At 45.9% G+C, this 26,209-nt stretch carries 23 protein-coding genes; 12 read left to right on the top strand and 11 right to left on the bottom strand.

Going from position 1 to position 26,209, the window contains the following annotated elements; genetic code table 11:
• Positions 1 to 12: 12 nt before the first annotated feature.
• Complete coding sequence (locus FSB84_RS06705; RefSeq protein ID WP_127132643.1) at positions 13 to 240, bottom strand: FeoA family protein; 228 nt, start codon at positions 238 to 240, stop codon at positions 13 to 15.
• Positions 241 to 467: 227 nt separating this feature from the next.
• On the opposite strand from FSB84_RS06705, the gene ybeY reads away from it, so the two are divergent.
• Together ybeY and mnmG are read left to right on the top strand one after the other, a co-directional pair.
• Positions 468 to 836, top strand: a complete 369-nt coding sequence (ybeY, locus tag FSB84_RS06710; protein ID WP_242626720.1) for an rRNA maturation RNase YbeY — start codon at positions 468 to 470, stop codon at positions 834 to 836.
• 1,090 nt (positions 837 to 1,926) lie between these two features.
• The gene (mnmG, locus tag FSB84_RS06715; RefSeq protein WP_207234285.1) at positions 1,927 to 3,789 is read left to right on the top strand and encodes a tRNA uridine-5-carboxymethylaminomethyl(34) synthesis enzyme MnmG; all 1,863 of its coding nucleotides are present in this window, start codon (positions 1,927 to 1,929) and stop codon (positions 3,787 to 3,789) included.
• Between the two features lies 1 nt (position 3,790).
• Here mnmG and FSB84_RS06720 read toward each other — a convergent pair whose 3' ends face one another.
• Both FSB84_RS06720 and nadA read right to left on the bottom strand, forming a co-directional pair.
• Entirely contained in the window at positions 3,791 to 4,267 is a 477-nt protein-coding gene (locus FSB84_RS06720; protein WP_130542293.1) for a GAF domain-containing protein, read from the bottom strand.
• 255 nt (positions 4,268 to 4,522) lie between these two features.
• A complete protein-coding gene (gene nadA / locus FSB84_RS06725; protein WP_130542292.1) occupies positions 4,523 to 5,533 on the bottom strand; it encodes a quinolinate synthase NadA in 1,011 nt (336 codons plus the stop codon).
• Between the two features lie 575 nt (positions 5,534 to 6,108).
• Here nadA and FSB84_RS06730 point away from each other — a divergent pair.
• The 4 genes from FSB84_RS06730 to cydB all read left to right on the top strand — a co-directional run bounded on the left by FSB84_RS06730 (position 6,109) and on the right by cydB (position 11,388).
• Positions 6,109 to 8,250 (top strand): peptidylprolyl isomerase, encoded by a 2,142-nt coding sequence (locus FSB84_RS06730; RefSeq protein WP_158643801.1) that lies wholly within the window; start codon positions 6,109 to 6,111, stop codon positions 8,248 to 8,250.
• 106 nt (positions 8,251 to 8,356) lie between these two features.
• Positions 8,357 to 8,863, top strand: a complete 507-nt coding sequence (locus FSB84_RS06735) for a DUF2480 family protein (protein ID WP_130542290.1) — start codon at positions 8,357 to 8,359, stop codon at positions 8,861 to 8,863.
• A gap of 86 nt (positions 8,864 to 8,949) precedes the next feature.
• On the top strand, positions 8,950 to 10,335 hold the full coding sequence (locus FSB84_RS06740; RefSeq protein ID WP_130542289.1) for a cytochrome ubiquinol oxidase subunit I: 1,386 nt from the start codon (positions 8,950 to 8,952) through the stop codon (positions 10,333 to 10,335).
• Between the two features lie 18 nt (positions 10,336 to 10,353).
• Positions 10,354 to 11,388 carry a cytochrome d ubiquinol oxidase subunit II gene (gene cydB / locus FSB84_RS06745; protein WP_130542288.1) on the top strand — a complete coding sequence of 345 codons (1,035 nt, stop codon included), beginning with the start codon at positions 10,354 to 10,356 and terminating at the stop codon, positions 11,386 to 11,388.
• 9 nt (positions 11,389 to 11,397) lie between these two features.
• Here the strand turns inward: cydB and corA are convergent, their stop codons facing one another.
• From corA to FSB84_RS06760, 4 genes are all read right to left on the bottom strand, one after another.
• Positions 11,398 to 12,201, bottom strand: coding sequence for a magnesium/cobalt transporter CorA (gene corA / locus FSB84_RS06750; RefSeq protein WP_225979998.1), 804 nt, complete (start codon positions 12,199 to 12,201; stop codon positions 11,398 to 11,400).
• A complete protein-coding gene (locus tag FSB84_RS30940) occupies positions 12,198 to 12,494 on the bottom strand; it encodes a hypothetical protein (protein WP_225979999.1) in 297 nt (98 codons plus the stop codon). The genes corA and FSB84_RS30940 overlap by 4 nt, the downstream gene beginning before the upstream one ends.
• A gap of 3 nt (positions 12,495 to 12,497) precedes the next feature.
• The gene (locus tag FSB84_RS06755; RefSeq protein ID WP_130542286.1) at positions 12,498 to 13,592 is read right to left on the bottom strand and encodes an iron-containing alcohol dehydrogenase family protein; all 1,095 of its coding nucleotides are present in this window, start codon (positions 13,590 to 13,592) and stop codon (positions 12,498 to 12,500) included.
• 724 nt (positions 13,593 to 14,316) lie between these two features.
• Positions 14,317 to 15,228: an ROK family protein gene (locus tag FSB84_RS06760; protein ID WP_130542285.1), complete on the bottom strand. Its 912-nt coding sequence runs from the start codon at positions 15,226 to 15,228 to the stop codon at positions 14,317 to 14,319.
• 97 nt (positions 15,229 to 15,325) lie between these two features.
• Here FSB84_RS06760 and FSB84_RS06765 point away from each other — a divergent pair, with 97 nt between their 5' ends.
• The gene (locus FSB84_RS06765) at positions 15,326 to 16,780 is read left to right on the top strand and encodes a rhomboid family intramembrane serine protease (RefSeq protein ID WP_130542284.1); all 1,455 of its coding nucleotides are present in this window, start codon (positions 15,326 to 15,328) and stop codon (positions 16,778 to 16,780) included.
• 44 nt (positions 16,781 to 16,824) lie between these two features.
• Here FSB84_RS06765 and kdsB read toward each other — a convergent pair whose 3' ends face one another.
• From kdsB to dnaN, 3 genes are all read right to left on the bottom strand, one after another.
• Positions 16,825 to 17,544: a 3-deoxy-manno-octulosonate cytidylyltransferase gene (gene kdsB / locus FSB84_RS06770; protein WP_225980000.1), complete on the bottom strand. Its 720-nt coding sequence runs from the start codon at positions 17,542 to 17,544 to the stop codon at positions 16,825 to 16,827.
• A 94-nt stretch (positions 17,545 to 17,638) separates the two neighbouring features.
• Positions 17,639 to 18,457 (bottom strand): sterol desaturase family protein, encoded by an 819-nt coding sequence (locus FSB84_RS06775; RefSeq protein WP_130542283.1) that lies wholly within the window; start codon positions 18,455 to 18,457, stop codon positions 17,639 to 17,641.
• Positions 18,458 to 18,584: 127 nt separating this feature from the next.
• Entirely contained in the window at positions 18,585 to 19,700 is a 1,116-nt protein-coding gene (gene dnaN, locus FSB84_RS06780; protein ID WP_130542282.1) for a DNA polymerase III subunit beta, read from the bottom strand.
• A 245-nt stretch (positions 19,701 to 19,945) separates the two neighbouring features.
• On the opposite strand from dnaN, the gene FSB84_RS06785 reads away from it, so the two are divergent.
• The 4 genes from FSB84_RS06785 to FSB84_RS06800 all read left to right on the top strand — a co-directional run bounded on the left by FSB84_RS06785 (position 19,946) and on the right by FSB84_RS06800 (position 23,788).
• Positions 19,946 to 21,259: a type III secretion system chaperone family protein gene (locus FSB84_RS06785; RefSeq protein ID WP_130542281.1), complete on the top strand. Its 1,314-nt coding sequence runs from the start codon at positions 19,946 to 19,948 to the stop codon at positions 21,257 to 21,259.
• 20 nt (positions 21,260 to 21,279) lie between these two features.
• Positions 21,280 to 22,383, top strand: a complete 1,104-nt coding sequence (locus tag FSB84_RS06790) for a trypsin-like peptidase domain-containing protein (protein WP_130542280.1) — start codon at positions 21,280 to 21,282, stop codon at positions 22,381 to 22,383.
• Positions 22,384 to 22,386: 3 nt separating this feature from the next.
• Positions 22,387 to 22,884: a regulatory protein RecX gene (locus FSB84_RS06795; protein WP_130542279.1), complete on the top strand. Its 498-nt coding sequence runs from the start codon at positions 22,387 to 22,389 to the stop codon at positions 22,882 to 22,884.
• Positions 22,885 to 23,167: 283 nt separating this feature from the next.
• Positions 23,168 to 23,788: a hypothetical protein gene (locus FSB84_RS06800; RefSeq protein WP_130542278.1), complete on the top strand. Its 621-nt coding sequence runs from the start codon at positions 23,168 to 23,170 to the stop codon at positions 23,786 to 23,788.
• 52 nt (positions 23,789 to 23,840) lie between these two features.
• Here FSB84_RS06800 and FSB84_RS06805 read toward each other — a convergent pair whose 3' ends face one another.
• Positions 23,841 to 25,511 (bottom strand): M28 family metallopeptidase, encoded by a 1,671-nt coding sequence (locus tag FSB84_RS06805; protein ID WP_130542277.1) that lies wholly within the window; start codon positions 25,509 to 25,511, stop codon positions 23,841 to 23,843.
• A 122-nt stretch (positions 25,512 to 25,633) separates the two neighbouring features.
• On the opposite strand from FSB84_RS06805, the gene FSB84_RS06810 reads away from it, so the two are divergent.
• Complete coding sequence (locus FSB84_RS06810) at positions 25,634 to 26,164, top strand: GNAT family N-acetyltransferase (protein ID WP_130542276.1); 531 nt, start codon at positions 25,634 to 25,636, stop codon at positions 26,162 to 26,164.
• Positions 26,165 to 26,209: the final 45 nt, after the last annotated feature.

A 26,209-nucleotide genomic window follows, 5' to 3' on the forward strand; every position in this document is an offset into this window, starting at 1 on the left:
AGTGAAATGTGATTAAGAAAGCTCTTCCACAAAGATATTCTCTGCTTCGTTCAAACGAAGGCTTAAACTATAACCGGCAACGCTGATGGAGATGGGATCTCCCAGTGGAGCGATCTGATCTATCCTTACAAGTTCTCCAGGCACACAACCCATTTCCATCAGTTTCAGGAAGAGATCATTGTTCTCGAAAGAAAGTATTCTTGCCTTACGCCCTGAATCCAGCTCTGAAAGTCTTTTCATCTTTAGTATTTAATCATATTCATAACCATGGGAAGATGCATCAGGTTCAGTGAAATTGCAGATCTTCTCCTCTTTTTAATATGCCTTCAAGTGGCATGCGAATCATGAACAAATGTAGCTTTGTATTCCTTAATAAACTTTACGAATTTCGAAAAATGATGATAAAACAACCGGCCAGTGTGTCTTTCCATTTTGCAGAAAAAGTGTCCCTGACAAACCGGACCCTCTTGAAAAACTTTATCATCAATATCTTCAAAAGAGAAAAGAAAAAACTGACGGAACTGAGTTTTGTATTCTGTTCCGATGCCTACCTCCTGGAGATCAATAAGCAATACCTCAGACATAACTATTACACAGACATCATCACCTTTGATTTATCTGTTGAGCCCGGCCTGATTTCCGGAGAGATTTATATCAGTATTGACCGGGTGAAAGATAATGCTCAGAATTTCAATGCCTCATTTAAGGAAGAATTGCACCGGGTGATCTTTCACGGCGCACTCCATTTGTGCGGTTATAAAGACAAGACTGAGGCGGAAGAGATCCTGATGCGAAAGATGGAAGACAAATACCTGAAGCTATACTTCGACAAGTAAGTATTCATCTTCAATTAACCTTTCAATCCTTAACCGATTCGAACTTATCGAATTGCAGTTTAGGAATGAAAATATCATTCAGTCACCCACCACTAATCCTTCTTACCAGTATCATTCTAAAGATTTGTTTTTCAAACCAATACTGCAGGAAGATGGAATAGGTTTTATGGAATGATCTGGATTGAGAGCTTATAATGGTTACATACCAAACTAAGGATAAGTCATCTCCATTCATTGGTTCAGCCTGGATAATATCCTCTCTAAGATAGAACAGGCGAAATTCTAAATGCAACAATAAGAATCCCCACTTTTAATAGCCCTGGGTATTCCGTATCAATGGACTATAATTTTATAAAAGAGTTAGTACCAAAGTCATCAACCTTCATTTAATAATAACTCTCCCCTTCCTTGAGTATTACAACTACCCATCTTATACCAAAAGGCATTCAAAAGCACCTTTTCACAGAGATCGTTCCACGTGGAACGGGAGAATCTAAAGAATTTCTTACAATCTCCCTGTCAGGGATATAAAATCAAGTTCTCAGAGATAAGGTATCTCATCTGCTACATTACACTATCCTATCAATCTCGACCTGAATTCCACCCCCTTATCTGCAAATACAATCAGGCATAGAATAAAGCTTAGCAAAGACAATGGCAGTAATTCTTGCAAATCCTTATGGAAGGAACTGAGACAACTTCTGTCTCCTTCGCTGAAAGTGACAATTTTACCTTTACGGAAATACAAAGAACAATACATCCAACAGATTAACAAAAGAGAAGTCCACAATTAGGTTAGGGTCACAGACAATTGTTTATATCAAAACCAATACTCCTAATCTTTAATGCTAAAACATACAGTTATGCATCCCCTCATATATGGTAACTCATTCCTCTGAAAAGAGCTCAGACTTACCATATCCTTTTACCCGGCATCTTCCCCATCCAAACACCCAAAATAAATCTTACTATCTAAAGCGAACTTTCGTTAGTGGTTCTGAGAGCTTCATCCACATTATTGTTCGCCATAAAATGTTTCCACGTGGAACACTTTTCTTCCACTTCCGTTTCATTCATTTAATTTTGCACCATGATATTTCCTAACTATGATGTTATTGTGGTTGGTGCAGGACATGCCGGATGTGAAGCTGCCGCAGCTGCCGCCAACCTCGGATCAAAGGTTCTTTTGATCACCATGAACATGCAGGTGATCGCCCAGATGAGTTGTAACCCAGCTATGGGAGGCATTGCAAAAGGACAAATCGTACGGGAGATCGATGCTCTCGGTGGATACTCAGGCATTGTTACCGATCTCAGTATGATCCAGTTCAGAATGCTGAACAGATCTAAAGGTCCGGCTATGTGGAGTCCCAGAACCCAGAACGACCGGATGCTCTTCGCCGCTACCTGGAGAGAGAAACTTGAACAAACAAAGAATGTAGATTTCTACCAGGATATGGTCAAATCCATCATAATCAAGGATGGAAGAGCAGCAGGTGTGGTTACAGGTCTTGGCCATTCCATTAACTCAAAGGCAGTTGTAGTAACCAGCGGAACCTTCCTTAATGGTATCATCCATATTGGAGAGAAGCAATTCGGAGGAGGCAGAGTAGCAGAAAAAGCCGCCACAGGAATTACCGAACAACTTGTGGACCTTGGCTTTGAAAGCGATCGCCTCAAAACTGGTACACCTCCCCGGGTTGATGGCCGGTCTCTCGACTATTCAAAAATGGAAGAACAAAAAGGAGATGATGAAATCACTGGCTTCTCCTATACCAATACTCCAAAACCAAACAGACAGATCAGTTGCTGGATCACTTATACTAATCAGAAAGTACATGATCTCCTGAAGACTGGTTTTGACAGATCCCCTATGTATACCGGAAGGATCGAAGGAACAGGCCCCAGGTATTGCCCAAGTATTGAAGACAAGATCAATCGCTTTGCTGAGAGGGAAAGACACCAATTATTTGTTGAACCCGAAGGCTGGAATACGGTTGAAATCTATGTGAATGGATTCTCCACTTCCCTTCCGGAAGAGGTACAATATGAAGCCTTGAAACAGGTTGCAGGCTTTGAAAATGTAAGGATATTCAGACCAGGATATGCCATTGAATATGATTACTTCCCCCCTACCCAGTTAACGCATTCCCTGGAAACCAAACTGATCGGTAATCTCTTTTTCGCAGGACAAATAAACGGAACAACAGGATATGAAGAAGCAGCCTGCCAGGGTTTGATGGCAGGTATCAATGCACATCAAAAAATTAGAGAACTGGATCCGCTCATCCTCAAAAGAAGTGATGCTTACATCGGAGTACTGATTGATGACCTCATCAGTAAGGGAACCGAGGAACCCTATCGCATGTTCACATCACGTGCAGAATTCAGAACATTGCTCCGCCAGGATAATGCAGATCTCCGGTTAACCGAACTGAGTTATCGCATGGGTCTCGCTTCCCAGGAAAGAATGGATGCCGTGATCGAAAAAAGAAATGGCACAGAAAAGATCAAACAACTCATGAAGGAGATCTCAGTTGATCCTTCAGAAGCCGATGGATTCCTGGCGAAATACAACTCTGCCCCAATGCCACATAAGAACAAATCCATTCAATTATTGCTGCGTCCTAATATCGGGTTGAAAGAAATGATCCAGGAACTACCTTCCCTTGCTCCATTGAAAGTGTTTGCTCCGGAGATCATTGAGCAGGCAGAGATCCAGATCAAATACGATGTTTATATCGAGAAAGAAAAAGAGATCGTGAAGAAGATGAGCTCTCTGGAAGATCTTATGATCCCGGACAATTTCGATTATGATCGTGTAGCAGCATTGAGCAATGAAGCACTACAAAAATTCAAGAAGATAAAACCAAGGACGCTCGGACAAGCAAGTCGTATCAGTGGAGTAAACCCCAGCGACGTGCAGATCCTCATGGTCTATATGGGAAGATGATCTAAGGCCAGTTGATCAGCTCAATGATCTCTTCCAGGTACTTCTGATCAACTGCATTGAATTCATTCAGGGCTGTACTGTCAACATCCAGTACGGCCTTTACTTTTTTATCACGAATTACCGGAACAACAATTTCAGACTTCGACAAACTACTGCAGGCAATGTGGCCAGGAAATACTTCCACATCAGGAACGATCACAGTTGTAGCTTCCTTCCATGCAGTTCCACAAACACCTTTACCATAACGGATACGTGTACACGCAACTGGTCCCTGAAATGGACCCAATACCAACTCTTCTTCACGCACGATATAAAATCCAACCCATAACCAACCAAACTGTTCTTTCAGCGCACCCGCAATATTGGCGAGGTTTGCGATCAGATCAGTTTCACCTTCCAGTAAACCTTTTATTTGCGGGACTAGCGCAATATACTGTTCTTGCTTCGAGCCTTTGGCAATGTGCAAATCTTCAGCCATAAAAATAAAATTCAAATCTATCAGTCTACAAATTTACTAGACTTATTCACATACTTCTTCATAATTTTCCAAAATCGATCCAGACAGCTTAAATTTCCACTATCCCCTCCCCCCATGTCTCAGTACTCAGTTTGCTATTTTGAAGTTCAGGAAGGAGGTTTAAAATTCCTCCTGCCGCTATTCACATTCCATCGATCGATCCAGAAAAAACAAAATTCAACACTCAGTTATTCACAAGTTTCGAACAGAAATCGCCTACAACCCGTACCGGGCGCTGATCTCAAGCATTCTGTCGATCGGTTTGCGTGCTGCCTGACGAAGTGTTTCATCCATTTTGATCTCAGGAAGCTCATATTTCATACATAGATACAATTTCTCCAATGTGTTCAACTTCATGTGAGGACAATCATTGCAGGCACAACCATTATCCGGTGGTGCAGGGATGAAAGTCTTGTCCGGAGAGGATTTCTGCATCTGATGCAGGATGCCTGTTTCTGTAACAACGATAAACTCTTTGGCCGGATCTTCCTGCGAAAACTTCAGGAGTCCCGTGGTGGAGCCGATATAGTCGGCCACTTTCAACACATGCTCTTCACATTCCGGGTGCGCAATGATCTTCGCTTCCGGGTGACGCACTTTCAGTTTCATGATCTTTTCGAGACTAAAGATCTCATGTACCATGCAGGCTCCATCCCACAACACCATATCGCGCCCTGTTTTCTTCACCAGGTAAGAACCCAGATTCTTGTCCGGTGCAAAAATGATCTTCTGATCTGGTGGCAGGCTTTCCACAATTTGCTTCGCATTGGAGGAAGTACAGATGATATCGCTGAGAGCCTTGATGTCGGCTGTGCAGTTGATGTACGAGATCACCAGGTGATCTGGGTGCTGCTCTTTGAATTTTTTGAAAGCAGCTGGCGGTGCGCTGTCAGCAAGCGAGCAACCTGCTTTCAGATCCGGCAGTAACACTTTCTTGTGAGGGTTGAGGATCTTGGCAGTTTCCGCCATGAAGTGGACGCCGGCGAAAACGATGATGTCCGCATCCGTCTTCTCCGCTTTTTGCGCCAGGCCCAGGCTGTCCCCGATATAGTCAGCCACATCCTGGATATCCGCTTCCTGGTAGTAGTGCGCGAGAACAATGGCGTTTTTCTCTTTTTTCATTTTTTCGATCTCGTTGAAAAGATCCAGTTGCGGATCCACTTCCAGATCCAAAAATCCTTTCGCTTCAACTTTTTCCTTTGCAACGCCAATGTTAATATCTGCCATAGTATTCTATATTAATTAATTATTTTTATAAAAACCTATTACTATTACGGCTGTGGATTCGTGGATAAATCCAAAGTGCAAATTTTTGGTAAAGTTACAACAACGCCTTTATCCACAGTTATCCACAATTCATTAACAGTCAGGAAGCTCGGTCTGTTCTGTATTTTTCAACTTTTTCCACTTCGGTGGATTAAAAAGGCCCCGGATAAAAACATCGTTCTGAACATTACATTTTTCTGTTAGTTGGAGTGGAATAACTCGGGGTTTATTTACACCTACCTGAACTTCCGCCGGCTCTTCGAAACTTATCCGCCAGGAATCCCCGGATGGTGATGTGCAAAAACCCGGGTTATCCACACGAAATTGGGGTTATTAACGAAGTGCTGGGGGAACTGTTTTCACGCCCTGTTTCACAATTCCTCAATTTTCAAAAATTTTTGCCGGCTTCGCCGGAATGTGAATTACATCAAACCCGCTGGTCATGCCGCTTTTGTGGTTTTTTCCACAGTTTGTTCATAAATGTATTTCCCTTATTTTTGCCATCCGTTTCAAAAACCGTACGGACTTATATCACTATGTCAGTCATTCAAACTATCCGCGACAAAGCCGCGTGGATCATCATCGCTGCGATTGCGTTAGCCCTTATCGCCTTTATTGTACAGGATGCCTTCCAGGGAAGAGGAGGCGGTATGTTCGGCGGTTCCTCAGACGTTATAGGTAAAGTGAATGGTAAGAAGATAGATGCGTATGAATTTGATTCCCGCTACAAAGCTGCGGAACAAAATTACCAGGCGCAGAACTATCCTGTTGACGAACGCCTCCGCGGTCAGATCCGTGAAAGCCTCTGGAACGAATACGTAGAAGATGCCATCCTCGGAAATGAATTTGAAAAGATCGGCTTCGCCGAAATCGGAAAAGACGAGCGCGGTGATATCCTGTACGGAGAAAATCCCCCCCAAATGCTGCGTCAGCAATTCACCGATCCAAAGACCGGTGCATACGATGCACACACTGCTTATCAAACCATCAACCAACTTAAAAAGAACACTCCGCAATTTAACAGCTTCTACGGAGAGTTCCTTCCCGCTCTGGAAAAAGCCAGAATGAAAGAGAAATTCGTTTCACTTATCAGTAACAGCGCTTACACTCCAAAATGGCTGGTTGAGAAAATGAATACAGAGAACAGTCAGGTTTCCAATATCTCTTATGTAAACATTCCTTACTCTTCTGTTGGTGATTCTGCTATCAGGGTTACCGATGAAGATGTTAAACAATATGTGAACGAGAATAAAGAAGCTTATCAGCAGGATGAAGCGAGAGGTATTGAATATGTTATGTTCGATGCTGCGCCCACTGCAGCCGACAGCGCAGTTTCCTACGAAGCAGTTGCCACTGTGAAGAATGAATTTGCTGCAGCTCCCGAAAAAGACGTAGAATCTTTTCTCCTCCGCAATAACAGCGAGCTTCCTTATTATAATGCATACGTACTTGGCAGCAACATGAAAGTGTCCAATGCAGATTCCATCAAACAACTCGGAGATGGCCAGGTGTTCGGACCTTATCTCGATGGTGGTAACTACACCATCGCTAAAATGATCGGACGCAGAGCTATCCCCGATACTGTGAAAGTGAGACATATCCTCGTTAAGATCGCAGATCCCCAGGCAGGACAAGTGAGAACAGACAGCGCCGCCAAATTCCTGATCGACAGCATCACCACTGCCATCCGCAATGGCGCCAGCTTCGACAGCATGGTGGTGAAGTACTCAGACGACATGGGAAGCAAAGAAACACACGGCGAGTATACTTTCGAATCCAACAAATTCGGACAACTCAGCAGGGAATTCGCGGAAGCTGCTTTCTACGGAAATGCAGGCGACAAGAAAACTGTAAAAGTGGAAAACTCTTCTTACAGCGGATACCATTATATAGAAGTAATCAACCAAAAAAATATCGGTACCGCTTTCAAGGTTGCGTACCTCAGCCGCCCGATCATCGCCAGCGCTGAAACAGTCAATGGCGCTTCAACTGCGGCTGCACAATTTGCGCTCGACAGCAAAGACAAAAAATCTTTCGACGAAAACGCCAAGAAAAAGAATCTGAACAAATATCCTGCAATGGACATCAAACCTCTCGAAAGCGGCATCCCAGGACTGGGCGACAATCGCGAGCTGGTGACCTGGATGTTCAGAACTGCAAAACCTGGACAGGTTGCTGAGCGTTATTATCAGATCGGCGACAAATTCATCGTTCCCGTTCTTGTAGCTGCCTACGAAAAAGGCAATATGTCTGTAGACCGCGCAAGACCATTGGTTGAATACAAGGTCCGCAACAAAAAGAAAGCAGCTGAGATCGTTAAGAAAGTTGGTGGCGCCAATACACTCGATGGAATCAGCAAAGCTGTTAACCAGCCTGTGCTGAAAGCAGACAGCATCTCTTACGCAAGTCCTTTCGTTCCAAATGTTGGTAACGAGCCCAAGCTGATCGGTGCTGCATTCTGTAAGAATTTCCAGACTGCAGTATCTACCCCAATCGTAGGTGAGATTGGAGTATTCTATCTGAAAATAGATAATCTCGGTGCACAACCAAATCCCAACTTCGATGTGAAGCAAATGCAAATGATGATGAATCAGCAGCAGAGAATGGTAGGCATGCGTGTAATTGAAGCCATGAAGAAATCAGCAGATATCAAAGACTACCGTATCAATTTCTTCTAACAGCTCGAAACGGTTTTGAAAAATACAGGCGGCTCCCGGAAAGGAGCCGCTTTTTTTGGCAACTATTTCATCCTTACCTTTGTTATTACAAGTGAAATTACCCGGCATGAGTGAAGAGATCATCAATAAAGTAGCGCAAAGCGGCCTGATCACACTGGATCTGGAAGATTATTTTCCGAAGGAGCCCATTGTGGTGTTCGATTTGAAGGATCACCTGTTCATGGGCATGATCCTGAAGGAGAAAGATTTCAGAACTGCCCTGCAGGAAACCGACTGGAGCGTATACCAGGGAAAACTGGTAGCAGTTACCTGTTCTGCAGATGCGATCATTCCCATGTGGGCCTACATGCTGGTGGCCACTTACCTCACACCGGTTGCTGCCGGTGTGGTATTCGGAGACGCTTCCTCCGCCACTCAACAATTCCTGGTTCAAAGGATAGCGGCAATACCTGCTGCCGAATTCGCCGATAAACGTATCGTTGTAAAAGGATGTGGAGACAAAACCATCGGTGAAGCGGCCTATCTCACCATCACCACGCTCCTGCGGCCTGTGGCCAAGAGCATCATGTATGGCGAGCCCTGCAGTACTGTTCCTATCTTCAAGAATAAATGATTGTGAAGCCGATGCCATCCGCATCGGCTTTTTTGTGCTTACAGCCCTGGCACCAATTTTCGTGCACGTATAAAACTGCTTTCTATATGGACGTAGAAATTTTAGCGCGCGTACAATTTGCTTTCACCATCGCTTTCCATTACATCTATCCACCCCTGAGTATCGGGCTGGGCCTGCTTTTGGTGATCTACGAAGGAATGTATCTGAAAACAGGCGACAAAAAATATGAACAGATCGCGCGGTTCTGGATCAAGATCTTTGCGCTGATCTTTGGTCTGGGTGTTGCCACCGGGATCATCATGGAATTCGAGTTCGGTACTAACTGGGCCACCTACTCGAAGTATGTAGGAGATATTTTCGGAAGCGCACTTGCTGCCGAAGGCATCTTTGCTTTCGCACTGGAATCGGGGTTTCTCGGTATCCTTATTTTCGGCTGGAACCGTGTGGGACCCAAAGTGCATTTCTTTTCCTGTATCATGGTGTTTCTTGGTTCGATGTTCTCTGCGGTCTGGATTGTGGTTGCCAACTCCTGGCAACAAACTCCTGCAGGTTATCATATTGTAGGCGAAGGATTGAATGCCAGAGCGGAGATCACCGATTTCTGGGCGATGGTATTCAATCCCAGCAGTGTGGAAAGGCTTATCCACGTGTGGATTGGTTGTTTTCTCGCCGGCGCCTTCCTGGTTTTGAGTGTGAATGCCTGGTATATCCTGAAGAAAAGACATCTCGATATCGCCAAACGATCTTTCAGGATCGCACTGGTAGTGGCAACGGTTTCAGGGCTTCTCCAGTTGTTGGCTGGCCATAAAAGTGCAGACGGGGTTGCCCGTAACCAACCTGCCAAGCTTGCCGCGCTGGAAGGACATTTCGATAGTTCCGCCAGGGCCGATATGTACCTGATTGGAAAAGTGAACAACAAAACACAGGAAGTGAGTGGCATCAGCATTCCCGGCGGTTTGAGTTTTTTGTTGCACGGAAATTTTACAGAACCGGTGAAAGGTCTCAATGCTTTTCCGGAAGATGAGCGGCCAAAACAGGTGAATGCCATCTTCCAATTCTATCATATTATGGTAGCATGTGGTATGATCATGATCGGAATGACGCTCCTGGCCTGCTTTTACTGGTGGCGTAAAAATCTTTTCGATAAAAGATGGTTACTCCGGGCCTTCGTATGGGCGGTACTGTTACCTCAGATCGCCAACCAGGCCGGATGGTTCGCTGCTGAAATGGGCCGGCAACCCTGGGTGGTATACGGTTTGCTGAAAACCTCCGATGCCCTGTCGAAATCAGTTACCGCCAACCAGGTGCTGTTTTCGCTCATCCTTTTTCTGGGTGTATACTTTATCCTCTTCCTTCTCTTTCTCTACCTCCTCAACCGCAAGATCCAGCATGGGCCGGTGGATTACGGCACCAAAGAGCATATCGACGAAGGCAGCAAACGCGATAACCCAATCATGGACCACGAATCATAAACCACAATTCTATTAACTATGGACACATTTCTCGGCATCGACTATAATATCTGGTGGTTCCTCGTTTTTGGCGGCGTGATCAGTGGTTATGCCATTCTTGACGGATTTGACCTGGGCGCCGGTGCGCTCCATCTCTTTTTGAAAAAAGAGCAGAGCCGGCGGATCGCGCTCAATGCCATTGGTCCGGTTTGGGATGGGAACGAAGTCTGGCTGGTGATCGGCGGCGGTGCATTGTTCGCGGGGTTCCCGGTAGCATATGCGGCCATCTTCTCTGCATTCTATGTACCATTCATGATCTTCCTGGTGGGAATTATCTGGAGGGCCGTGGCCATCGAGTTCCGGAGCAAGGAGCCGATGGGCTGGTGGCGAAAGACCTGGGATATTGTGTATTCATTTGCGAGTATCGTGATTGCTTTATCGCTCGGCCTGATGCTGGGAAATGTAGCTTATGGTATTCCGCTCAATGCGGAAAAAGAGTTCGATGGTAACTGGCTTTCTTTCTTCAATCCGTTCTCGATACTTGTTGCCATCACTACCCTGGCGCTGTTCATGATGCATGGCGCCATTTACCTGACCATGAAAACAGAGAACAGACTGTTTGCGAAACTGCATATCCTCGCCAATAATTTCATTATTTTCTTTGTGCTGAGTTTTGTGATCACCACATTGTACACCTTATTATATATCCCACACCTGAGTGATTTCTTCAGGGAAAACCCGCTAGGCTTCATTATTCCTTTACTGATGGTGCTGACCATCGCCAATATTCCAAGGCAGATCAAAAAAGGGAAATACCGCTATGCATTTATCAGCAGTTCCGTTACTATTGCTTTGTTACTGATCATGGTGGCGCTGGAAGTGTTTCCATTTTTACTGTATTCCACTTCCGATCCGCAGAACAGTATCACAATCGCAAATGCGGCTTCCTCTCCGAAAACCATGAAGATACTTTTGATCATTGCATTGATAGGAACACCGCTGGTGGCTATTTACACCAGTTTCGTGTTTTACACTTTTAAAGGGAAAGTGAAATTGGACGAGATGAGTTATTGAGGAACGAAACTAAAACCATCCTCTTCTTCTGAAGACCCAGAGCATCCAGATAGGGATGATCAGCATGCAGCCTACTGCAAAATAGAATCCCCATTTATGATGTGCATAAGGGATCACTTCGAAGTTCATTCCGAATATTCCGCCGATCACGGTAGCGGGTGCGAGTAAGCAGGTAACGATGGCCATTACCTTCATCACCTCGTTGAGCTTGAGGTTTACATTGTTGATGTAAAGGTCCTGCATGCCGGTTACTATATCCCGGTAGTTCTCGCCCAGATCATAGGCCTGCATGATATGATCGTAAACATCTTTGAAGTATTTGGTGGTGCGATCGTCCAGGAGATCGCTTTCGCTGCGGATGATGCCGCTGATGAGATCCCGTACGGGAGCGAGATTACGTTTGAGCACGATCAGTTCCTTGCGGAGCTGGTTGATACGTGCGAGCGATTTGGTATTGCTCCTTCTGATCACTTCTTCTTCCACCATTTCGATCTGCTCACCGAGGCGCTCCATCACAATGAAGTAATTGTCTACTATCAGGTCCAGCATGGAGTACAGCAGGTAATCGGCTGTACGCTGGCGGATCTTACTGTTAGACATATTGAGCCTCGAGCGAAGCAGATCGAAAACGTCCCTGTGTGCATCTTCCTGGAAAGAGATCACAAAATCCTTTCCCAGTGCGATGCTGATCTGCTCTGTTTCCACTGTTTTTTTCTGATCGTTGTAGAAAAGCATATTCAGCAGACAGAAGAGCACTCCTTCCACCTCGTCCATTTTAGGACGCTGGTTGATGCTGAGAATATCTTCGATCAACAGGGGTGGATATCATAAGTTGTGCAAATGGTTTCTACATCTGATTTTCTTAATCCTTCTATATTGATCCAGGTTATCCGGCCATCTTTCCTGAATTTCTCGCAGGGCGAAACATTGTTGAAATGATGTACCTGGATATTGGCTGAATCATAATCGTACACGGTCACTTCCACATGTGTTGCTTCTTCCCGATGCGGCAATACAGTTGGGTTTACAGAAAGGATCTCCTTTGTCCGTTGTGTACCGAACAAGCTATTCAAACCGAAATAACGGAGATACTTCTGCGGACTCATGTGTTAGAGTTTTTCGTAAAGCGCTCTGAGTTTTTCGCGGGTCATGATGGATTCCCAGTCTTTACCCAATGCGTTTTCCCAGAGAGGTTTCATACCGAGAGAAACATTGATCATGGTGTCGAATTGTTCGTCAGACAATCCTTCACAGATGCCAACGGGAATATCGATCTTATTCTTGTCTACCATTTGTTTGAATTCGACTACTGCTTCGGGATAGTAATCTTCCAGGTGGTTCATCACAATGCAGTTGCCGATACCGTGTTTGGTGCCGAGCAGGTAGCTGAGACCATAACTAACGGCGTGGGCTACCCCAACCTGTGAATAAGCAATGCTCATGCCACCGGCGTAGGATGCCATCATCAGTTTATCGTCGCATTCATCATCCCAGGTATTCTTGCGAACGAACACGTCGCGGCAGAGCTCGAGTGCTTTTTCGCCGTAGGACTTGCTGAATTCATTGAGATAAGTTCCCTGCAGGCTTTCGATGCAGTGGATATAGCAATCCATTCCGGTGTAGAATCGTTGGTTGGCCGGCGCATTGGCGCAGAGCTCGGGGTCCAGTACGATCTGGTCGAATGGAGTGAAGTCTGAGTTCATGCCCAGTTTGCGGGTAGGTCCGGTGAGAACGGTTGTTCTGGATACTTCGGCGCCGGTACCGCTGAGGGTGGGGATACCTGCTTTGTACACACCGGGGAGCTTAACGAGGTCCCATCCCTGGTAATCGGCGGAAGATCCGGGATTGTTCATCATGAGGGATACGGCTTTGGCGAGGTCCATTACGGAGCCGCCGCCGATACCGATGATACCGCTGACGGTACCAAACTCGTCTTTCAGTTCTTTGGCAAGTTTGTCTACCTGTGTTGTTTTGGGCTCATAGGTTACATCGGCAAAAATGATCTTGTCTTTTCCGCGGAGGGGGATACGTTCTGTGAGGGATTTACCATTGCGAACGCCACCACCGTTCTGGAAATAATGATCCACTAAAAAGATCATGGGAGCATCGCCTTTTCTTTGTGGTGCGAGGATCTCATCCAGTTGATCAAAGCTGCCACGGCCATAAACCACATAGCTCACCATTCTGAAATTTCTGAACTTCATATCTAATATTCAGTAGGTTAAAAATAAGTTTGAAAGTATTGCGAAGTTATGGGTAATAAATAAACAAAAAAACGCAGCATGGAGCTGCGTTTTGTTATAAGAACCCTAACCAATCGCTGTATGTGGTGTACCAGCTATTTTAATTCCCGGCTGCGGTGATGGAATCCACATAAATTCCATACCAGTACTGTGGAACATGGGTTCCTGTTGCAGCTTGGGTAAGAGAGCCTAAATGATCAACGATAAGGATGTTGGAAAAAACATTGGCCTGTTGTTTTGCACTGGTATCGGTATTGGGCTGATAAAACGATTTAGCACAAATCAAACAAAAACGGTCATGAACAGGCGCACTGGTTTTTCATGGATAAAAAAATCTATATATCAAAAAACATGTAAAGATTGGAGATTTCCGACCGAAGTATGGGTAAAGGTAATTTTTATATGTATACCGTGAATCAGCAAATGAAAAAAAATTGCACAAATCGACAGATATGCGCAAGAATTTGCGGCACGATAACGTAAACAAAAACCTTATTCACATTCATTCCTGCAAAAAGCGGGAAAGCTGCGGTTATGTTTCACATTAATTCTGAATATAATTTATACTGACGGGCATAACGGCGCCTGTCATTTCAAAGAGCCACCTGTAAACTCCCGAGGTAAGCAATTTAGTATGCACATGTGAAAAACTCCTTTTTCAAAGGACAGGTTTGCCGGAAGCGATTCAACTCACCAGCGCAGCAGCTCCGAAAACCCCTGCACTATCGCCCATCGCTGGTTTGAGAACCGGTACATCGAGCCTGTTATTGAAGATATGATGTTGAAGTGATTGAATACCGGATGTATATAAGACATCGATATTACCAACTCCCCCACCCACTACAATAATATCAGGGTCTAACAGGTTTGTTACAACCGAAACGGCTTTTCCGAAGAACCAGGCTAATCTTTCTATGGTTTGCTTGGCAGCATCATTTTGCTGCGAGAGGTAATACTGAGTAATTTCTTTCAGGTTGGCCCTTGTACCGGATATCGATTCATAAAATCTTTCCAGTGCCGGGCCGGAGAGAATAGTTTCCACACAACCGGTCTTTCCACAATAACAGGGGCCTCCGCTTTCATCGAGGAAATTGTGACCCCATTCTCCGGCAATACCGTGACGGCCATTCCACAATTTGCCATTCACCACAATTCCGCCTCCAACTCCTGTTCCCAGGATGATCCCAAAAACAACGGCGGCGCCGGGAACTTTCTCTTTCACTACACCCCAATGGGTTTCTGCCAGTGCAAAACAATTGGCATCATTAGCAAGAACAACCGGAACGTTCAATAGTTCTTCAAGATCTTTTTTTAGCGGTTGTCCATTGAGTGCAGTACTGTTACAATTCTTCATCGTTTGCAATCCGGGATCAAGCACACCAGGCGTTCCAAATCCAATTCGTGTTGGCTGTAATCCGCTCTGCTCCTGCATTTGCTGAACCAATGTTTTGATCTGTTGCAGGATATGTTCATAACCTTTCTTTCTTTCAGTATCGATGCGCAGCCGCAACAGCGGCGTTGCTTCTTCAATGGACGGCAGGATCACTCCTTCTATCTTCGTTCCTCCGAGGTCAATGCCCCAAAGCGGATCGTTCATGAAAAAATTGTATCATTAAATGTAATTAAAATAGCAGCGTGAATTGCACAATCAGAAAAAATGAAACAATTTTGGTTTACCCGACAACAATTTTTATATGGCATCGTGGAAAACATTTGTAGAACAGCCCGGCTTAAATACTGACGAATATTTGTTAGTTGCCGCGAAAACAGTAACAGATCTCGGATGGGAAATCCATTTTATTTCCGACCACGGATTGATTGCCGGTATTCCCCTTTCAGTGAGGGCAAATTCCTGGGGTGAAACTTTTACACTCTGGCTTAATAACGGTGGCGCATACCTGGAGAGCCGCAGTAACGGAACGGTGATTGCTACCAAAAGGAACCAGCAGCATATTGAGAAGTTCCTCAGTCATTTTGAAGAATCGCAGGTACGAATAACTAAGGAAGAGCGGGAGCAATTACAGGCACGGGTAGCCGAAGTCAAAGCTACCGGCGATGATGATGTGCTGAACCCGCAATCTCCAAATTACCGCGATCCTTCCGTGAAAGAAAAATGGTATTTGCCCAAAGGTGGCTTTGTAGTTACTGCTGCGCTGATTGGGATCTGTGTATTGATGTTCGTTCTGATGGTGATGTCCGGAGGCCATTTGTTTGAGCCTTCCATTGAAGTGTTGATCAAATGGGGCGCCAACGCGAGGTTCCTGACTATCGTGAATGGAGAATGGTGGCGCATCTTCACCTGCATGTTTGAGCATATAGGTGTTATTCACCTGCTGGTGAATATGGTGAGTTTGTATATGATTGGAACATTGCTGGAGCCATTGATCGGAAAGTGGAGATTCCTTACGGCCTTTATCATTACCGGAGCAGGCGGAAGTATTGCGAGTATTATCTGGAACCCGAATGTAGTATCGGCGGGCGCCTCCGGCGCCATCTTTGGATTGTTCGGACTGATGCTGGCCCTGCTGAGTACCAACCTTGTTGAAAAGAACTTTCGCAATGCTATACTGCCGAATATAGGAACGATAGTAGTGATCAACCTCATTGCGGGGTTCAGGCCCGGCGTTGATTATGCAGCGCATATTGGTGGATTGGTCACAGGAATAGTGCTCGGGTATTTATATTTTCTGCTGATCAGAAAATCGAAGCGCCCTGTCCTCTATTCTATGATAAGTTCTGTGCTGTTGGGGATAGCTATTATTGCAGCGGGTTTCAACAGCCTGGAAAATGCGGAAACGAAATACAACAGGATTGTGCAGCAGGCTTTCAAATATGAAGAGGAAGGAATGAAGATCATGCCTAATCTGGAGACTGCCGATAAAGCCTGGTTGATCCAGTGCCTGTCTGAAGAAACGCTTCCTGCCTGGGAGTCTTTTCAAAAAGAGTTATCAAAGCTGGATCAGGTGCAACTGTCCCCGATTCTCATGAAGAAAAAAGTACTGTTGAAGGAATATGCTGAATTACGGTTGAAATATTTCGGGTTGATGCGGAAATCGCTCCAGGAAAATACCGATAGGTATGACACAGAGCTTGAAGACTATGGTAACCAGATAGGCGCAATTGTAGATGAACTTAATAAAATGAAATAAGAAAAGGCTCCGCGCGGAGCCTTTTCTTATTATATCATGACTGATCAGAATAACTTACTTGCTTTTTCCAGATCAGCGGGTGTATCGATCTCGATCCCCATATAATCCACTACGATCATTCGTAACGGTATGCCATACTCTAAGTAGCGAAGGCATTCGATCTTCTCGGCAGCTTCCAGCGGGGTCATGGGCCAGTTGGTGAAATCCAGCAGAGCCTGCTTGCGGAAGGCATACACGCCAATATGCTCATAATAAGTAACAGGCGCCTCAGTATCGCGGGGATATGGCAGTACGCTGCGGCTGAACATCAGCGAATTCATATTGCGATCCACGGCCACTTTCACGAAGTTCGGGTCTTCGATCTCTTCTTTTTTGGTAAGCACCTGCATCATGGATGCTACCTGAACCGTAGGATCATTGAAACATTGCAGCAACTTTTCCAGTGGCTTCTTTTGAACGAAGGGGGTATCGCCCTGAACGTTCAAAACAATATCCACATCCATATCGGTAACGGCTTCGGCTATGCGATCGCTGCCGCTCTGGTGCTCGCGGATGCTCATTTTGGCCTTGCCTCCGTTGGAGACGATCTCATTATAGATAATATCGCTGTCAGTAACCACTACCACTTCATCGAAGAGGCCGGTAGCAACGGTATTATCGTATGTGTGCCGGATAACGGTTTTGTTGCCCAGCGTCTGCATCAGCTTTGCGGGAAATCGGGTAGCGGCGTAGCGGGCCGGTATCATTGCGATCATTCTTGCCATAAATAGTCTTCTATTAGGAGAAGTGGTACAAAGGTAAAGCCTTGACCTAATATTGGGTCAAGGCTTCAGGAATATTCAGGCCAGGGCCCGATTATCAGTAATCTGTTTTTACATTTTTATTGAAAGGCAGTCCCAATTGATATTTGAGATTTTCGTCGGTGGCGTCTTCGAGTACATCCAGTCCATACTTCAGTTCACGTGGATCTACATATGCGAAAGTGCCGAAGAGACGGTCCCAAAGGGAAAAGATATTGGCGTAATTGGTATCTGTGTAAGGTCTTTTGTAGTGGTGATGCACTTTGTGCATATTGGGCGAAACGAAGATCCAGCTGATGGGTTTGTCAAGCCACTTTGGTACCCGGATATTCGCATGATTGAAATGAGTGAAGATGGCGGACACGCTGCGATACAGGAAATACAACCAGATCGGCAGGCCCAGTAAGAGGGCGCCGATAATAGTCGTGCCTTCGCGGAACATCCATTCGCCTGGGTGGTGGCGGGTGCCGGTGGTGACGTCCACTTTTGTATCGCTGTGGTGGATCATATGGAATTTCCACATCCATTTCACTTTATGCATCGCATAGTGAGGGAGGTATTGCGAAAAGAAATCCATCAGGAAGATCGCGAGAATGATAGTAGCCCAAACGGGCCAGTTCAACCAGTTGAGCAATCCGAAATTATTTTTGGTGACCCAGGCGCAAACCATAATAGTAATGGCGCCGAGCAGGATATTAAGAACAACGGTAGTGGCGAGGAACACGAGGTTCACTCCGGCGTGTTTGTATCTTTTGAAAGAGAATTTGAACAGCGGGTAAGCGCCCTCGATCAACCAGAACAAGATCATTCCGCCCATGAGGATGGCCATGCGTTGCCATGGCGCGATGTTTTCCCAGAATTGCACAAAGGATTCCATATGGCTAAAACTTGAACAGTAATTTACGATTAATGGCTGAAACAGAAAAACACAAGCTGAGCCAGTCATTCGCTGCAAAAGAAAAGGCGCCACCAGGGCGCCTTTCAAATATTCTTGAAAAATCTGCTTAGCTATTCAGCATCAATGGCATAACCAGCATCAGCATCTCTTCATTCTCTTCCTGCTCGGTTGGCTTGATGATACCGGCTTTGGTAGGTGTGCTCAGTTCGATCACCACATCATCACTTTCAGCGGCGTTCAGCATTTCAATGAGGAACTTACCGTTGAAAGCGATCTGAAGGTCTTCACCATTGTACTGACACTTCATACGCTCGGTTCCTTCGAAGCTGAAATCAACGTCCTGTGCAGCCAGTTGCAATTCGCTTCCGCTGATATTCAGAACTACCTGGTTAGTGCTCTTGTTACTGAAGATGCTTACGCGGCGGAGAGCACCCTGGAAGTCGGATTTATTGATAGTGAGTTTGTACGGGTTGTCTGCAGGGATCACCACGCGGTAGTCAGGGAAACGGGCGTCGATAAGGCGACAGCTCATTTGTGTTGTTCCGTGCTTTACGAAAAGGTGATTGCTGTTATAGTTGATCACCAGCTCATCATCGTTGTCCGGCATAGCAGACTTCAGTAGGTTGAGCGGTTTTTTGGGAACGATAAGGGAGTCTGCTTTGGGGCAGGCTACATCTGTTCTTTTGTAACGGACCAGGCGATGAGCATCTGTTGCTACAAACTGCAGGCCTTTCTTGTCCATTTCAAAATATACACCGGTCATGGCAGGACGCAGATCGTCGTTACTCACGGCGAACAGTGTTTTATTGATGGCGGTCACCAGGGCGGAGGAAGTCATGGTGAAAGAAGTGGTATCATCAGCTACCGGTTCTTTCGGGAAGTTATCGGGGTTTTCGCCCATAACCTTGTACTTACCGTTGTCGCTGGTGAGCTCAACGCTGAAATTCTTATCGATATTGAAAGTGAGCGGTTGGTCGGGGATGTTTTTCAGGGAGTCCATCAGGATCTTGGCAGGGATACAAACACGACCGGCGTCTTTGGCTTCCACATCCATCTGGATCTTCATCACGGTTTCCAGGTCGGTAGCCACTACAGTCAGTTTGTTCTTATCCACCTCAAAAAGGAAATCTTCCAGGATGGGCAAAACCGTATTGGCGTTGATCACACCACTGATCTGTTGCAACTGTTTCAACAAAGCCGAAGAAGAAACTATAAACTTCATATAATAGTTTAAGATTTGAGCAAATATAGAATTATGAATGATACCTTGTAACGCTTTTTTTGAACAGTTACCGAACGGGAATTGTTAGCAACCTCCGGGCAGGGCCGGACGCAGTATACCACGTTGGTGGTATATCCCGCAGAAGTCCCGGAATGGAGTTGCAAAAGCCGTTAAATTGAATAACTTCATGCCCTCATTCCGGCTCCTGTAACAGGGCATTTAGAAAAAACATTATATAATTACGTATGGTATTTGATAAATTATTTGGATGGGGTAAAAAGAAGAAGGAAGACCCGGCGATCACTTTTGGCCGTTATTCAGACAATAACAAGTCTGTGACCAAGGTGGGCCGCTGGACGGAAGCGGACAATCTTTTCAAGAACCAGGATTATCACCAGTGTATCGAAGCCTTTTTCGACTATCTGCGGGACGATAATGAGCAGAACGTAGTGCTGGAACGTAATGGCCAGGAAGGCAGGTTCCAGGTGTTCCAGGGCTCCAAAGTGGTGCGCGGGGAATTCAATAACGACCGCCTCCAGGCCGAGATCACACTCGCCAAAATGCCGCAGTCGAGCGTTCCCGTGATGCGCCGCCTGCTGGAAATGAATTTCAATCTTTATTATAGCCGCTATGCGCTGGACCAGGACAGGATCTGCATGCGATTCGACAGTGATATCAAAACCGCCAACCCCAACAAACTTTATTACGGGTTGAAAGAACTGGCCACCAAAGCGGATAAACAGGACGATCTCCTGGTGCAGGAATTCACTGCCCTGCAAACAATGGACACAGATCATGTTCTAGAGATCCCGCTCACTGAAAAAGAAGTGAAATACTCTTACTTCCAGAAATGGATCAGCGAAACACTGGAATATATCAAAACCCTGGACGCCGATAAATATTCCGGAGGCATCGCCTATCTCCTGCTCACACTGGCCTTTCGGTTAGATTACCTGATCTCGCCAGAAGGACAATTGCAGAATGAACTGGAAAAACTGGTGGACATCTATTACAGGAAAGACGAAAGGCAAACCATTGAGCGAAACCAACTCATGCGCGAAGCCTACGAAAAACTGCTGACCAAGCCTAAAGAAGAAGTATTCCCCTACCTTTTCCGCAGCCGCCACACTTTTGCCATCGTGAGCCCGCAAAAATATGAAGTGGTTCAGGACGCCATCAATGCAGCAGCACAGAACATGCCCTTCTATAACGAGAACGGACATGCGTTCGTGGCCAATAAAGTGATGGAGTACCCCCTCGCCTTCTGCCAGTATTCCTACAGTCTGCCCAAGCCCTGGACAGACCTGTTCAGGATCTTCATGCAGGTGAATTACGCGGATTACTTTGCTGCGCTTGGCTTCAACACGAAGTATTATGATGTGAACGATAAATCCTTCGAGTCAGATGCCATCCAGGAAGCCATCGAAAAGATAATGGAGGAATGGAAACCGAAATATCCGCACCTGGCTTTCAAACTTCATAGCCTGAAGTATGATAACCTGGTGAACTTTAATCAGAGTTTCAGTACAGAAGTAGCAGCATTGAATTTTGAAGCTTAGACCCATTAACCAACATCGCTATGCCAACACAACAGGTAATTGAAAAATTTCAACCCTCCATCATACAGATCGCAACACAGAACGGCACCGGAACCGGTTTCTATCTGAAGGAGTATGATCTCATCATCACCAATGATCACGTTGTTGACAATAATCCTGAAGTAACCATTGCCGGCAAGACCTTCGAAAAAGCGCTTAGCCGTGTATGGTATACAGACCGCAAGCACGATCTTGCATTCCTGCAGGCGCCGCAAGGAATTGAGCTGCCCGAACTGCCATTGGGCCGTTATGAATCTTTGAAAGATGGCGATAATGTGATCGCTATCGGTCACCCCTATGGATTGAACTATACCGCTACACAAGGTGTGATCTCCAAAGTGGACCGTATCCGCGATGGCCTGAAGTTCATCCAGATCGATGCAGCCATCAATCCCGGTAACAGCGGCGGTCCGCTGGTGAATGAAGAAGGAGAAGTGATCGGTGTGAACTCATTCATCATTCGCGGCGGCGATAACCTGGGTTTCGCGCTGCCTGTGAATTATCTGCGTACTGCCCTTCAATTATATGCTCCGCATAAAGGTACCCCTTCCACCCGTTGTCCAAGCTGCGAGTTCCTGGTACTGCCGGATAATATCGAAGCAGCCAAGTACTGCCCCAGCTGCGGAACAGAAGTTAAACTACCCGAGCTGCCAGAAAAAGAAATGGAAGTAGTTGGTGTTGCAAAAACCATCGAAGACATCCTGCGTGAACTGGGTAAAGACATCAAGCTTTCCCGCTCAGGCGCCAACCGCTGGGAAGTGAAGGAAGGAAGCGCCAAGATCAAGATCACTTATAATCCTGAGAACTATTTCATCACAGGTGATGCTTATCTCTGTCAGTTGCCGCCCGACGCAACCAGGATCAAGCCGCTTTATCAATACCTCCTGCAGGAAAATTATAAAATGAATGGACTGGTGCTCAGTTGCGTGAGCCAGAACATTGTCCTGAGCTGTGTGATCTATGATCTCGATATTACGAAGGATACAGGATCACAAACATTCAGCACGCTCTTCAAGAACGCAGACCATTATGATGATCTGCTGAAGACAACGTACGGATGTGTAGACAGGCTGGAGGAAGTCTGATCCATGGCATATCAAAAACAATTAAGCAAAGAACAGGCATTACAGAAAGCCCGCCACTACTGCGGGTACCAGGAACGTTCTCACACGGAAGTGAAAGAGAAGCTCTATTCCTATGGCCTGCGCAAAACAGATGTGGAAGAATTGCTGAGTCAGCTCATTGAAGAGAACTACCTCAATGAAGAGCGCTATGCCACTATGTTTGCGGGTGGCAAGTTCCGCATGAAGCAGTGGGGACGGGTAAAGATCAGATACGAGCTCAAGCAAAAGCGCGTAAGCGAATACTGCATCAAAAAAGCGATGAAGGAAATAGATGAGGAAGATTATCTGAAAACCCTGGACAAGCTCGCTTCAGTAAAATGGAATAGTGTAAAAGGAGAAGGAGTGAACCATTTTGTGAAGATGAGCAAAACCACGGATTACCTCGTGCAGAAAGGATTTGAGATGGAACTGGTGAGGGCTGCTGTTGCAAGGCTTCGGCAGTCGAGTGCTGAAAAAGAATAACATTTACCACAATGTGGTATTGCTTTCGATCCATAATCTGTCTACCTTTGGGGCCGTTTCCTCACCATCATAATTTCCCGTACCTACTTCATCATGTAAGCTGATAGCCTGCAAAGGCGTATATCGATAGCAGCTTTAATCCTTACAACAACCAGCATGATGACAGAGCGTTGTTAATAACTGCGCGTCTGCATCGTCCAGTCTTTTGGCAGTGCATGTATTGAAACAGATACCGGCCTGCCAAAGACTTTTTTATTGCTTAATTTCAGGGGAAGGAATTATTATGACAGACAAAGAATACAAATATTATTTCGGCTGCGGATTTGCCTGGTGGGCCGTCCATATTTTTTTCCGCCCCTTTGAAGCTGCTGAAGAACACGAATTGCACGATCTGCAGGATCAGTTGGATATTTTTGAGGAACATGCAGAGAATATAGCCGCCTGGTTCCTGGATGAAGTGGCTAAACCCGGACTGGATTTTGAGATCGATAAAAAAGAAGTGTCCATGTTCAGTTGTCTTACCAACAGTGAACCTGTAGTGAAAAGCTGGATGCATCAGCTCATCAATGTGATGCATGCACAAAAGATCGAAGACAAATCCAAACAATACCAGTATCTCTATTGCCTGCTCATTGGCTGGGAACTTTATATGATTGTGCTGGCGCAAAAATTCCTGAACCAGCAAAAGCCGGAAGGCAAAATGGAGTTGCAGGAACTGGTGAATCCCTATGCAAATTTCTTACTCAACGAATGGGACCTCAGCTGCCGGAAATTTTTTCAGATGACTGCTGAGGAAATGATGCGGAACGAACAGGCCCGCAAAACCTATGAAGAGATTGCCATCAACTGGCATCAAACCATCGATGACACGATAAAGAAATATTTGAGATCAGAACAACAGTAAAATAAAAGGGGCGACCATTGGACCGCCCCTTTCTTTATGATCTTACAGTTGTCTATTGTGCGGGTTGCGCCAATGATTTATCGCGGATGGCTTTAAACTCAGAGCCTTTCTTCCACTCCGGCAACCTGGTTTCGAAAGCCAGTCGTTTGCCAACCTGGAACAGCAGTTGCAGGTCGTCGATAGCTCCTTCCATGGTCCAGGTGGCTGCATCATAATTATCAGCCGGACGATGGTAGCGTTGGTCATTGTATTCCTTATCCAGTTGTTCTCCATATTCTTTCCCTTTTCCAACAACATCGATACCGCGCTCTGTATACAATGCAGGGATACCCACTTTCGCAAAATTGAAATGGTCTGAACGATAGTAGTAACCGGCTTCAGGATGCGTTTCATAAGAAATATGACGGCCCGCTTTTGTTGCGGCTTCCTGGAGATAATCTTCCAGATCGCTCTGACCGCGGCCTACTACGATGATATCAGCAGTTTTGCCAAAGGGGTTCAACACATCCATATTGATATTGGCAACAGTTTGCGCAACGGGATAGATGGGGTTCTGTGCATAGTACTCTGATCCCAGCAGTCCCTGCTCTTCAGCAGTTACGGCCAGCAGGATGATGGTGCGCTCAGGAGGCGTTGGCAGGCTCTTGAATGCGCGGGCGATCTCGATGAGACCGGCAGTGGCGCTGGCATTGTCCATCGCTCCGTTGTAAATGGAATCCCCTTTCTCATCAGCCTTACCTACTCCCAGGTGGTCCCAGTGTGCTGTGTAAATGATGTATTCGTTCGGACGTTTAGCGCCGGTGATCTTACCGATCACGTTATGCGATTTGTTGTAATCTGCCTGAACGGAGATGCTGGTAGTGAGTTGTTCGTTGAGCGGAACAGCTTTGAATCCGCGCTGGTCAGCTTTGGCCAGCAGCGTGGAATCGTAACCGGCAGCAGTAAGGAGTTTGTTGGCGGCAGGTCCGGAGATCCAACCGATCACATCTGCATGCTGCTCGTCTTTGCCACGGGGATCGAGGCGAAGACGGGAACCATTCCAGTTGTTCTGCACAACTGCGAAAGGATAGCTGGCCGCCTGCGTATTGTGGATGATCAGACAACCGCGTGCGCCCTGACGCGCAGCCTCTTCGAATTTATAGGTCCAGCGACCGTAATAGGTCATGGTCTTTCCTTTGAACAGCGTTGAATCTCCGCTGTTGTAGCCGGGATCATTTACCAATACCAGTACAACTTTTCCTTTTACATCGATTCCTTCATAGTCGTTCCAGTTGTATTCCGGCGCCACTACTCCGTAACCGGCAAAAACGAGATCTGAGTTGTTGAGAGAAACGCTGTCTGTTTTGTTGGTCCAGATCACATAATCTTCGAGGCCCTTGAGTTTGAAATTTCCTTTGGCAGTATTCACCTGCATGTCTGGAGCCGCAGTGGTTTTGATATTCACCAATGGCACATCCTGCAGGTAGCTATCGCCGTTGCCGGGCTCCAGGCCAACAGCGGCAAATTTTTTCTGCAGGAAATCGATGGTAAGATCTTCGCCTTTAGTGAAAGGCATGCGGCCAAGGAAACTGTCGGAGGCCAGCACTTCGATGTTTTTGCCGAGACTGTCTGCACTGAATGCGGCCAGGCCGTCTTCATCTTTCAGAACTGGTTTGTTTTCGCCGCAGCCAACAGCCAGGAAAGTGGCGGCAGCCAGCGAAAGCGGTACAAAGTAGGAACGCATAGCTTGTAGTTTTTAATTTCGGGCTAAAAGGTACAGTAAAATTCAATACCGGCGGCCCTTTGAGGAAGCTGCGGCCATCATGAAGCAGGTAATCGATACATTTGTTCTTCAAATCATCAGCTATGGAACTGCATGTGATCACAAGACCGGAGCATCCCCAGCTTCCATTCATTCGCAGTTTGTATGAATCAACTTTTCCTGTGGAGGAAAGAAGGGACTGGCATCAGTTCATACAATTACTGAATGAACCGGCCATGCAATTAAGTGTAGTGATGGATGAAGGAGCAGCAATAGGTTTCGTGATCGGATGGAAACTTGGTAGTTGGTATTACGTGGAGCACCTGGCCATCGATCCGTTACAGAGAGGAAAAAAGTATGGGGAGAAAGTGATGCAATCCGTGCTGGAAGCGGGTCATGGAAGAGTGATCCTGGAAGTGGAAAGGGTGCACGATACCAATAGCCAGCGCAGGATCAGCTTTTATGAAAGACTCGGATATACAATTGTGGATATCGATTATCATCAACCGCCTTATAGAAAAGGAGAAGCCGTTCTCCCGATGCTGCTGATGAGCCACCCCGCTATTACAGATGCAACAGAAGCAAAAGCCATCGCAGGAAATATCCGCGCCAGCGTGTACGAGCGTTATTATTGAAGGCTGTTGTTGAGCATTAATTTGATTTTAGCATCTTTTTAACCG

The organism is Pseudobacter ginsenosidimutans (assembly GCF_007970185.1).
In the GTDB taxonomy this organism is placed as follows: Bacteria; Bacteroidota; Bacteroidia; order Chitinophagales; family Chitinophagaceae; genus Pseudobacter; species Pseudobacter ginsenosidimutans.

Excerpts from the sequence above, each read along its gene's own strand:
- FSB84_RS30940 (WP_225979999.1), bottom strand. The coding sequence starts at position 12,494 with ATGAGTCCGCAGAAGTATCTCCGTTATTTCGGTTTGAATAGCTTGTTC.
- cydB (WP_130542288.1), top strand. The coding sequence starts at position 10,354 with ATGGACACATTTCTCGGCATCGACTATAATATCTGGTGGTTCCTCGTT.
- FSB84_RS06795 (WP_130542279.1), top strand. The coding sequence starts at position 22,387 with ATGGCATATCAAAAACAATTAAGCAAAGAACAGGCATTACAGAAAGCC.
- FSB84_RS06730 (WP_158643801.1), top strand. The coding sequence starts at position 6,109 with ATGTCAGTCATTCAAACTATCCGCGACAAAGCCGCGTGGATCATCATC.
- FSB84_RS06790 (WP_130542280.1), top strand. The coding sequence starts at position 21,280 with ATGCCAACACAACAGGTAATTGAAAAATTTCAACCCTCCATCATACAG.
- FSB84_RS06735 (WP_130542290.1), top strand. The coding sequence starts at position 8,357 with ATGAGTGAAGAGATCATCAATAAAGTAGCGCAAAGCGGCCTGATCACA.
- FSB84_RS06800 (WP_130542278.1), top strand. The coding sequence starts at position 23,168 with ATGACAGACAAAGAATACAAATATTATTTCGGCTGCGGATTTGCCTGG.
- FSB84_RS06775 (WP_130542283.1), bottom strand. The coding sequence starts at position 18,457 with ATGGAATCCTTTGTGCAATTCTGGGAAAACATCGCGCCATGGCAACGC.
- FSB84_RS06760 (WP_130542285.1), bottom strand. The coding sequence starts at position 15,228 with ATGAACGATCCGCTTTGGGGCATTGACCTCGGAGGAACGAAGATAGAA.
- FSB84_RS06810 (WP_130542276.1), top strand. The coding sequence starts at position 25,634 with ATGGAACTGCATGTGATCACAAGACCGGAGCATCCCCAGCTTCCATTC.
- dnaN (WP_130542282.1), bottom strand. The coding sequence starts at position 19,700 with ATGAAGTTTATAGTTTCTTCTTCGGCTTTGTTGAAACAGTTGCAACAG.
- kdsB (WP_225980000.1), bottom strand. The coding sequence starts at position 17,544 with ATGGCAAGAATGATCGCAATGATACCGGCCCGCTACGCCGCTACCCGA.
- FSB84_RS06740 (WP_130542289.1), top strand. The coding sequence starts at position 8,950 with ATGGACGTAGAAATTTTAGCGCGCGTACAATTTGCTTTCACCATCGCT.
- nadA (WP_130542292.1), bottom strand. The coding sequence starts at position 5,533 with ATGGCAGATATTAACATTGGCGTTGCAAAGGAAAAAGTTGAAGCGAAA.
- FSB84_RS06755 (WP_130542286.1), bottom strand. The coding sequence starts at position 13,592 with ATGAAGTTCAGAAATTTCAGAATGGTGAGCTATGTGGTTTATGGCCGT.
- mnmG (WP_207234285.1), top strand. The coding sequence starts at position 1,927 with ATGATATTTCCTAACTATGATGTTATTGTGGTTGGTGCAGGACATGCC.
- FSB84_RS06785 (WP_130542281.1), top strand. The coding sequence starts at position 19,946 with ATGGTATTTGATAAATTATTTGGATGGGGTAAAAAGAAGAAGGAAGAC.
- FSB84_RS06720 (WP_130542293.1), bottom strand. The coding sequence starts at position 4,267 with ATGGCTGAAGATTTGCACATTGCCAAAGGCTCGAAGCAAGAACAGTAT.
- FSB84_RS06705 (WP_127132643.1), bottom strand. The coding sequence starts at position 240 with ATGAAAAGACTTTCAGAGCTGGATTCAGGGCGTAAGGCAAGAATACTT.
- FSB84_RS06765 (WP_130542284.1), top strand. The coding sequence starts at position 15,326 with ATGGCATCGTGGAAAACATTTGTAGAACAGCCCGGCTTAAATACTGAC.
- FSB84_RS06805 (WP_130542277.1), bottom strand. The coding sequence starts at position 25,511 with ATGCGTTCCTACTTTGTACCGCTTTCGCTGGCTGCCGCCACTTTCCTG.